The following is an 8,532-nucleotide window of genomic DNA, read 5'->3' as shown; positions in this document are numbered from 1 at the left end:
CCGTCCCGCCCGGCACGCGCCCCATCCGGTTCGCCCCCACGCCCCCCGGCCCACGGCTCACCGTCCCGCCCGGTCCGTGCCTCGTCCGCTGCGCGGCCGCCTCGCCCGGCGTACGCCCCACCGGCCCCGCCCCCGCGCTCCCGGCCCGACAGCCCGTCGAGCCCCCCGGCCCCGGCGTCACCCCCGCCGCCGGCACCACCCGGCCCCCCACCGACGCCCTTCTCCCCGGCACCCGGCGAGCCGCCCCCGTGCCCGGCACCCGCCAAGTCACCCCGGTCCTCGGCACCCGGCAAGTCACCCCTGTCTCCGGCGCCCGGCGAGCCGCCCCCGTCCCCGGCACCCAGCGAGCCGCCCCCGCTCCCGGCACCCGACAAGTCACCCCCGTCCCCGGCACCCAGCGACCCGCCCCCGGCACTCGGCAAGTCACCACCGCCCCCGCAGCTCCTCGCCATCGCGGAAGGAAACGGCGTGGCCAGTACCACCGTGCCGGCGCGGCGGCGGCCTGCCACCTGGCCGTCCTCGGCCAGGCGGCGGTAGGCCTCGGTCACCACTCCCCGGGAGACGCGGAGTTCCGCGGCGAGGACGCGGGTCGGCGGGAGGCGGCTGCCCACCGGGAGCCGGCCGTCGGCCATCGCCTGCCGCAGCCGTCCGGTCAGCCACTCCGCCTTGCCGCCGGCGGGCACGTCGGAGACCGCCAGCTGCAGGAAGTCGGAGCCGCGCGCCGCCACCTCCCGCCCCTCGTCCACCCTGCTCATGCTGCCACGGGCCGGTCAGTGCCCGAAGGCGAACTCCGGCGCGGCCGGGGTGAGGACGGCCGCCGCCGTGGTGGCCGCCCAGTGCGCCGCCACCTCCTCCTCGACCGTCTTGACCACCTCGGCCACGACGTCCGCGCCGCCGTCGTGCATCGCCTCCGCCACCACCAGCACCCGCCCGGTGCGCGCGCCGACCGCCGAGTGCCCGCTCTGCCGGTGGGTCCAGCGGCGGGCGTGGGCGCGCCCCGCGGAGTCGACGAAGGTGACCTCGCCGGGCGCGGGATGTTCCAGGGCGCCGCCGAACGCCGTGTACGTCTCGTCCCCGCGGGCCGCCCGCACCTCCAGCAGCGGCCCGGTGATCCGGTCGACGTCGAGGACCGCCACCGGCACCGCGTACGCCACCGAGACGGCGTTGCACAGGTCCACCAGCGGATGGATGCCGGGCAGCGCCCCCTCCTTGCGCAGCCGGCGCAGCAGCGACTCCGAGGCGGACCGGTACTGCGTGGGCTTGAGCCCCATCCGGGAGAAGGCCCGCCGCCAGGCCAGCACCTCGGGGAACTCGCCCTCGGTGGCCCCCGCCAGCCGCGCCACGGCCCGCCCGGTGTACGCGGCGGCGCGCGGCCGGGTGTCCGCGGGGGCGTCGACACCGGCGGCGTACAGCACGCCGGCGGACAGTTCAGGGAACGCGGCCCGCACCGCGTCCGCATGCCGGAAAAGCACGGACGACACGCTCAACAGGACCTCCTGGGTGATCGGGAACACCACCCTGCCCGGCGCTTGGCCCGGCTGCCAGGGCCAAACACGGCCCACCGCACCGGTCCATAACTCCGCCGGTCCGCAACTCCGCGACCGGCGCCCCTGCCCGCCGTCCCCGGCGGCCCGCGTGACATCATCGGCCGGGTCCGGGACCACCGCCGTACGCGCCACCGCCAGGCGTACCCGCCGAGGCGAGCCGTACCAGGAGCACGAGAAGCACGAGAAGCACCATGAACCCTGCTCTGCTGGACGACTTCTCCCTGGAGATGACCGGCAAGGACGTGCCCGCCCTGGAGGAGGCGCACCCCGGCATCCCGCCGGGCACCCGCATCAACATCACCTTCCTGGCCGGCGAGGACACCGCGACCCGGCTGGCGGCCGCCCGCGCGGTCAAACGGCTCGGTTTCGTCCCCGTACCGCACATCTCCGCGCGCCGCCTGCCCTCCCGGCCCGCCCTGGAGGAGTTCCTCGCCGGGCTCGCGGCCGACGGCACCGCCGAGAACGTGTTCGTCGTCGGCGGCGACCCCGCCCGTCCCGAGGGCCCCTACGCCGACGCCCTCGCCGTCCTGCGCACCGGGCTGCTGCGCCGCCACGGCGTCCGGCACGTCGGCATCACCGGCTACCCCGAGGGCCACCCCGGCATAGCCGACCGGACCCTGTGGTCGGCGCTCACCGAGAAGGCGGCGGCCATCGGGGCCGACCGGTTCACCGGGGACGTCATCACCCAGTTCGGCTTCGACGTCGACCCGGTCCTCGGCTGGCTGGAGGCCCTCCGCGCGCGGGGCGTGCACCTGCCCGTCCGCATCGGCGTCCCCGGACCGGCGGGGGTGCGCCGGCTGCTCGGCTACGCCACCCGGTTCGGCGTCGGCACCAGCGCCTCCGTCGCCCGCAAGTACGGCCTGTCGCTGACCAACCTCGTGGGCACGGCCGGCCCGGACCGCTTCCTGCACACGCTGGCCGACCGCTACGACCCCGCCCGGCACGGCGTGGTGAAGGTGCACTTCTACACCTTCGGCGGACTGCGGGCCACCGCCGAGTGGATCACCCGGTTCCGGCAGCCGCGCCCGGCCGACGCCTGACACCTGGCCAGGCCACGTACGTGTCGGATTTCCGCCAGCCCCGGGGCGCGCGGTCCCCGATGCTGGAGGCATGCAGACAGGGATGCACCTCGACCGGGAGCACTGCGTGCGCGCCGTGCAGTCCAAGGACGCGCGCTTCGACGGATGGTTCTTCACGGCCGTCCTGACCACCCGGATCTACTGCCGGCCGAGCTGCCCGGTCGTGCCGCCCAAGCCGGAGAACATGACGTTCCACCCGAGCGCCGCCGCCTGTCAGCAGGCCGGCTTCCGGGCCTGCAAGCGCTGCCGCCCCGACACCAGCCCCGGCTCTCCGGAGTGGAACCGGCGCGCCGACCTGGTGGCCCGGGCCATGCGGCTGATCGCCGACGGGGTCGTGGACCGCGAGGGCGTGCCCGGACTGGCCGCCCGGCTCGGCTACAGCACCCGGCAGGTGGAGCGGCAGCTGCTCGCCGAGCTGGGCGCGGGTCCCCTCGCGCTCGCCCGCGCCCAGCGCGCCCAGACCGCGCGGCTGCTCGTCGAGACCAGCACGCTGCCCATGGCGGAGATCGCGTTCGCGGCCGGTTTCTCCTCGATCCGCGCCTTCAACGACACCGTCCGCGAGGTCTTCGCCCTCTCCCCGAGCGAACTGCGCACCCGCGCCCCACGCAGCGGCCCCGGCACCCCGGGCGTGCTCACCCTGCGGCTGCCGTTCCGTGCCCCGCTGCACCCGTCCAACCTCTTCGGCCACCTCGCCGCCACCGCCGTACCCGGGGTCGAGGAGTGGCGCGACGGCGCCTACCGCCGCACGCTCCGCCTGCCGTACGGCCACGGGATCGCCGCCCTCGCCCCCCGCCCCGACCACATCGCCTGCCGCCTCACCCTGAGCGACCTGCGCGACCTGACCGTGGCCATCAGCCGCTGCCGCCGCCTGCTCGACCTGGACGCCGACCCGGTCGCCGTCGACGAGCGGCTGCGGACCGATCCGCTGCTCGCCCCGCTGGTCGACCAGGCCCCCGGGCGCCGGGTGCCGCGCACGGTCGACGAGGCCGAGTTCGCCGTGCGCGCCGTGCTCGGGCAGCAGGTGTCCACGGCCGCCGCCCGCACCCACGCCGCCCGCCTGGTCGCCGCGCACGGCAAACCCCTGGACGACCCCGAGGGCGGCCTCACCCACCTCTTCCCCGACCCCGGGGCGCTCGCCGCCGTCGACCCCGGGACGCTGGCGATGCCCGGCACCCGGCGCACCACCTTCACCACTCTCGTCCGGCAACTCGCCGACGGCGGCCTCCACCTGGGGGTGGAGGCCGACTGGGCGGAGGCGCGGGCCCGGCTGCTCGCGCTGCCCGGCGTCGGGCCGTGGACGGCGGACGTCATCGCCATGCGCGCCCTGGGCGACCCCGACGCCTTCCTCCCCACCGACCTCGGCGTCCGGCGCGCCGCGAGGGAACTCGGCCTGCCGTCCACCCCGGCCGCGCTGACCGCCCGTGCGGCGAGCTGGCGGCCCTGGCGGGCGTACGCCGTGCAGTACCTGTGGGCGACCGACGACCACCCGATCAACTTCCTGCCCGCGTGAGGAACTCCACCATGAAGCAGCACACCGTCATCGACAGCCCCTACGGCCCCCTCACGCTCGTCGCCGACGACGGCGTCCTGTGCGGCCTCTACATGACCGACCAGCGCCACCGCCCGCCGGAAGAGACCTTCGGCACCCCCGACGACACCCCGTTCGCCGAGGCCGCCGAGCAGCTCACGGCCTACTTCGCGGGCGAGTTGACCGAGTTCACCGTCGAACTCCGCCTGAACGGCACCCCGTTCCAGCGCCGCGTCTGGGACGAGCTGACCCGCATCCCGTACGGCGAGACCGTCTCCTACGGCCGGCTCGCCGACGCCCTCGGCAACCCCAAGGCGTCCCGCGCGGTCGGCCTCGCCAACGGCCGCAACCCGATCGGCATCATCGTGCCCTGCCACCGCGTCGTCGGCGCGGGCGGTGACCTCACCGGCTACGGCGGCGGCCTGGACCGCAAACGCCGTCTGCTGGACTTCGAACGCGGCACCGCCCTCTTCTGACCGGCCCCGCCGCCCGCTACCCGGCACCCTCCGCGCCCAGCCGGCCCAGCAGCGCGGGCAGCGCGGTGCCGATGGGTTCCCGTACCACCTCGTCGGCGATCTCGTCGTACGGCGTCGGGTCGGCGTTGACGATGACGATGCGGGCGCCGTGGTCGGCGGCGACGCCGACGAGACCGGCGGCGGGCTGTACCTGCAGGCTGCTGCCGACGGCGATGAACACCTGGCAGGCCTTGGTGACGGCCACGGCCTCGCCGAGGACCACCGGATCCAGCCGCTCGCCGAACATCACCGTCGCCGACTTCAGGATGCCGCCGCACTCCAGGCACGGCGGGTCCTCCTCGCCGGCCTCCACCCGGGCCAGGGCGTCCTCCATGGGGCCGCGCGCGTGGCACCGCGTGCAGACCACGCTGCGGGCGCTGCCGTGGAGTTCGAGCACCTTGCGGGCGGGCATGCCGGCGAGCTGGTGCAGTCCGTCCACGTTCTGGGTGATGACCCGGACCGGGACGCCGGACCGCTCCAGTGCGGCGACGGCCCGGTGCGCCGCGTTCGGCTCGGCCGCGAGGGTGCGGTTGCGGCGCCGCATCTGCCAGGACCGCCGCCGGATCTCCGGGTCGCCCATGTAGTACGCGTACGTCACGAGCTTCTCGGCTTCCGGATCCCGCCGCCACAGCCCGTTCGGACCGCGGTAGTCGGGGATCCCGGAGTCGGTGGAGATACCGGCCCCGCTCAGCAGGGCGACGAGGGGCTTGGCCATGCCCCCGAGGGTAGGGCGGCCGGCGTGGCCGCCGCGAGCGGATAAGAGCCCGGCGGGCCGGGCGGTCACGCCACGCGGTGGCCGTTCTCCAGTTCCGCCGTGCCCGAACCGGCCGCGAGGACGTCCAGGGCGGCCAGCACCCTGAGGCCCAGCGCGCCGGGCAGGTGCGCGGTCAGCTCCTCGCGCCCGACCAGGCGCCAGGACAGCAGCTCCTCCTCCTGCAGGCGGATCGCCTTCAGGTCGGTCTCGCTCAGCACACCGCCGTCGTACAGGTACGCCACCAGCGGCGGCCGGCCCGGGCCCTGCACCCAGTCCACGGCCAGCAGCCGGCCCGGTTCCCGGTCGAGGCCGATCTCCTCCAGCGTCTCCCGGCGGGCGCCCTGGCGCGGTGTCTCCCCGTCGTCGGACTCGACGGTCCCGCCCGGCAGCGCCCAGCCCTCCCGGTAGTTCGGCTCGACGAGCAGCACCCGCCCCTCGGCGTCCCGGAAGAGCACGGCGGCGCCGGCGAGGACACGGGGCAGGCTCGCGATGTACGCGGCGAAGTCAGGCGTCGTGGTCATTGGGGAAGGGTAACCAGCCACCCGGCCGCTACGACCCGCTCCTCGCCAGGCGCAGGGTGCGTTCCGCCAGCGCACTGATCCGGACGCCGTCGAAGCCGAACACCGCGCTGCGCACCGTGTCCTCGAGCGGGTCCCGCCACCGCGCCGGGATCGCGTCCGCCCCGGTGAGGACGCCGGCCACCGAACCGGCCGTCGCTCCGTTGGAGTCGGTGTCCAGGCCGCCGCGCACGGTCAGCGCGATCGTCCGGGTGAAGTCGCCGTCGCCGTAGAGCAGCCCGGCGGTGAGCACGGCGGCGTTCGGCACCGTGTGGATCCAGCCGTAACCGGCGGTCTCCTCGGCCACCGTGGCCAGCGTCTCCTCCCACGGCAGCCGCGTCCCGTGCAGGGACGCCACCCGCCGTACCGTCCGGGCCAGCCGGCTGCTCGCCGGGACGACCGTCAGCGCGGTGTCCAGGGCGTCCCGCACCGTCGGGGCGGTGAAGGCCGCCGAGATCAGCGCGGCGGCCCACATGGCGCCGTAGACGCCGTTGCCGGTGTGCGAGAGCACCGCGTCCCGGCGGGCCAGACCGGCGGCCCGGACGGGATCGCCGGGGCAGGTCCAGCCGTAGACGTCGGCGCGGATCAGCGCCCCGATCCACTCCTGGTACGGGTTGTCGTACGTCGCCGTCACCGGCGGCTTCAGCCCGTTGGCGAGGTTGCGGTACGCGGCCCGCTCCGCGGTGAACGTCTGCAGGTACGGCAGTCTGAGCAGCCACAGGTCGCCGACCTGCTCGGTGCTGAAGCCGAAGCCGTGCGTCTCCAGCAGGTGCAGGCCGAGGATCGCGTAGTCGACGTCGTCGTCCCGGCAGCTGCCGTGGATCCGGCCGCGCACGCAGTCGCGCCACTCCGGGCGCAGCACGGCGGCCTCGGCGGGGTCGGCGGGCTCGGGGAGGTAGTCGGTCAGCGGCAGGGCCGCGGCCCGGCGCAGATAGCCGTCGATACGGTCGCGGGTCCACACCTCGCCCTGCTCGACCGGCTTGCCGAGCATGTTGCCCGCGATCCGGCCGAGCCAGCCGCCGTGGATGCGGTCGGCGAGGTCCCCTCCGGGGCGCTCGGTGCTCATGACAGGGATGTACCCGTTCTGACAGGCGGCTCCCAGCGGCTTCCCAGGGTTCGGGCGGGGCATGACGACGGGGGTGTCCTGCGGTTATCGTCACAGCGGCGCGACTGGCCCCGACGTGTGCGGGGCCCGGAGAGCAAGGGGAAGACAAGGTGGCGGACGCTGCAGGGAACGAGACCCGTAGGGTGCTCATCGCCGCGGACAAGTTCAAGGGCTCGCTGACGGCCGTACAGGTCGCCGAGCGGGTGACGGCCGGGCTGCGCCGGGTCGTGCCGGACCTCCCGGTCGAGGCGCTGCCCGTGGCCGACGGCGGTGACGGGACCGTGGACGCGGCGGTCGCGGCCGGCTTCGAACGCCGGGAGGTACGGGTCGCCGGGCCGCTCGGCCAGGAGGTGACGGCCGCGTTCGCGCTGCGCGACGGCACCGCGGTGGTGGAGATGGCCGAGGCGAGCGGGCTGCAGCGGCTGCCGGCCGGCGTCTTCGCGCCGCTGACCGCCTCCACGTACGGCTCCGGAGAGCTGCTGCGCGCCGCGCTGGACGCGGGCGCGCGGACCATCGTGTTCGGCGTCGGCGGCAGCGCCACGACGGACGGCGGCGCGGGCATGCTGTCCGCGCTGGGCGCGCGGTTCCTGACCGAGGAGGGGGAGCCGGTGTCCCCGGGCGGCGGCGGACTCGCCGACCTGGCCCGCGCCGACCTCTCCGGGCTCGACCCCCGGCTGTCCTCGGTGGAGCTGGTCCTGGCCAGCGATGTCGACAATCCGCTGACCGGGCCGAAGGGCGCGCCGGCGGTGTACGGCCCGCAGAAGGGTGCCTCGCCGGACGACGTGGAGACGCTGGACGCCGCGCTGGCCCACTTCGCGAAGGTGCTGGAGGCCGAGGCCGGGCCGCGGGCCGCACAGTACGCGGCGTCGCCCGGGGCGGGCGCGGCGGGCGGCATCGGCTACGGCGCGCTGCTCCTCGGCGCGCGGTTCCGGCCCGGTATCGAGGTCATGCTCGACGTCCTGGGCTTCGCGCCCGCCCTGGAGCGCGCCTCCCTGGTCATCACCGGGGAGGGGTCGCTGGACGAGCAGACGCTGCACGGGAAGGCGCCGGCGGGCGTGGCCGCGGCGGCGCGGGCGGCGGGCAAGGAGGTCGTCGCCGTGTGCGGGCGGCTGGCCCTGCCGACGGAGGTGCTGCGGCGGGCCGGCATCTCCGAGGCCTATCCTCTGACCTCGGTCGAGCCGGACGTCGCCACGTGCATCGCGGACGCGGGACCGATCCTGGAACGGGTCGCCGCGCGCATCGCCGAGGCCCACCTGAGCTGACAACCCGCCGGGGGCTCCGCCCCCGGACCTCCGGCCCCATGCCCACCCACCACCCGACTCGGCAGCCCGAGAGGGCACCCATCCAGCCGACCGAGACGGGTGGGCGGGTGGGCGAACGGGGGTCTGGGCGAACTTCCTGGCCAACTTCGAGAACTTCCTGCTCCTGGTGCTCTACCTGTTCATCC

9 protein-coding genes are annotated in these 8,532 nt (G+C 75.7%); 4 read left to right on the top strand and 5 right to left on the bottom strand.

Translation table 11 applies throughout. The annotated features are described in order from the left end of the window. The coding region (locus ABZ923_RS35745; protein WP_361480661.1) for a winged helix-turn-helix domain-containing protein at window positions 1–755 on the bottom strand (755 nt) is incomplete at its 3' end. A gap of 15 nt (window positions 756–770) precedes the next feature. Further along, window positions 771–1,481 carry a phenylalanine--tRNA ligase beta subunit-related protein gene (locus tag ABZ923_RS35740; protein ID WP_361480658.1) on the bottom strand — a complete coding sequence of 237 codons (711 nt, stop codon included), beginning with the start codon at window positions 1,479–1,481 and terminating at the stop codon, window positions 771–773. 257 nt (window positions 1,482–1,738) lie between these two features. Between ABZ923_RS35740 and ABZ923_RS35735 the strand changes: the two genes are divergently transcribed. The 3 genes from ABZ923_RS35735 to ABZ923_RS35725 all read left to right on the top strand — a co-directional run bounded on the left by ABZ923_RS35735 (window position 1,739) and on the right by ABZ923_RS35725 (window position 4,630). After that, on the top strand, window positions 1,739–2,587 hold the full coding sequence (locus tag ABZ923_RS35735) for a methylenetetrahydrofolate reductase (protein ID WP_361480655.1): 849 nt from the start codon (window positions 1,739–1,741) through the stop codon (window positions 2,585–2,587). A gap of 70 nt (window positions 2,588–2,657) precedes the next feature. Beyond that, window positions 2,658–4,136: an AlkA N-terminal domain-containing protein gene (locus ABZ923_RS35730; RefSeq protein WP_361480652.1), complete on the top strand. Its 1,479-nt coding sequence runs from the start codon at window positions 2,658–2,660 to the stop codon at window positions 4,134–4,136. Between the two features lie 11 nt (window positions 4,137–4,147). Continuing rightward, entirely contained in the window at window positions 4,148–4,630 is a 483-nt protein-coding gene (locus tag ABZ923_RS35725) for a methylated-DNA--[protein]-cysteine S-methyltransferase (protein ID WP_361480649.1), read from the top strand. A 16-nt stretch (window positions 4,631–4,646) separates the two neighbouring features. Here the strand turns inward: ABZ923_RS35725 and ABZ923_RS35720 are convergent, their stop codons facing one another. The 3 genes from ABZ923_RS35720 to ABZ923_RS35710 all read right to left on the bottom strand — a co-directional run bounded on the left by ABZ923_RS35720 (window position 4,647) and on the right by ABZ923_RS35710 (window position 7,046). Next, the gene (locus tag ABZ923_RS35720) at window positions 4,647–5,384 is read right to left on the bottom strand and encodes a Sir2 family NAD-dependent protein deacetylase (RefSeq protein ID WP_361480646.1); all 738 of its coding nucleotides are present in this window, start codon (window positions 5,382–5,384) and stop codon (window positions 4,647–4,649) included. Between the two features lie 65 nt (window positions 5,385–5,449). Next, a complete protein-coding gene (locus tag ABZ923_RS35715) occupies window positions 5,450–5,944 on the bottom strand; it encodes an NUDIX hydrolase (RefSeq protein ID WP_361480643.1) in 495 nt (164 codons plus the stop codon). A 28-nt stretch (window positions 5,945–5,972) separates the two neighbouring features. Beyond that, the gene (locus ABZ923_RS35710) at window positions 5,973–7,046 is read right to left on the bottom strand and encodes an ADP-ribosylglycohydrolase family protein (RefSeq protein WP_361480640.1); all 1,074 of its coding nucleotides are present in this window, start codon (window positions 7,044–7,046) and stop codon (window positions 5,973–5,975) included. Between the two features lie 149 nt (window positions 7,047–7,195). Here ABZ923_RS35710 and ABZ923_RS35705 point away from each other — a divergent pair, with 149 nt between their 5' ends. Continuing rightward, entirely contained in the window at window positions 7,196–8,347 is a 1,152-nt protein-coding gene (locus ABZ923_RS35705; RefSeq protein WP_361480637.1) for a glycerate kinase, read from the top strand. The last annotated feature ends 185 nt before the right edge of the window (window positions 8,348–8,532 follow it).

Source organism: Streptomyces sp. NPDC046881, from assembly GCF_040645015.1.
Classification (GTDB): domain Bacteria; phylum Actinomycetota; class Actinomycetes; order Streptomycetales; family Streptomycetaceae; genus Streptomyces.
The sequence above is the reverse complement of the archived record's forward strand: the minus strand, read 5'-3'. Positions and strand labels throughout refer to the sequence as shown.

Bases quoted from the DNA above. Each gene is read 5' to 3' on its own strand.
- ABZ923_RS35735 (WP_361480655.1), top strand. From the start codon at position 1,739: ATGAACCCTGCTCTGCTGGACGACTTCTCCCTGGAGATGACCGGCAAG.
- ABZ923_RS35730 (WP_361480652.1), top strand. From the start codon at position 2,658: ATGCAGACAGGGATGCACCTCGACCGGGAGCACTGCGTGCGCGCCGTG.
- ABZ923_RS35725 (WP_361480649.1), top strand. From the start codon at position 4,148: ATGAAGCAGCACACCGTCATCGACAGCCCCTACGGCCCCCTCACGCTC.
- ABZ923_RS35720 (WP_361480646.1), bottom strand. From the start codon at position 5,384: ATGGCCAAGCCCCTCGTCGCCCTGCTGAGCGGGGCCGGTATCTCCACC.
- ABZ923_RS35715 (WP_361480643.1), bottom strand. From the start codon at position 5,944: ATGACCACGACGCCTGACTTCGCCGCGTACATCGCGAGCCTGCCCCGT.
- ABZ923_RS35710 (WP_361480640.1), bottom strand. From the start codon at position 7,046: ATGAGCACCGAGCGCCCCGGAGGGGACCTCGCCGACCGCATCCACGGC.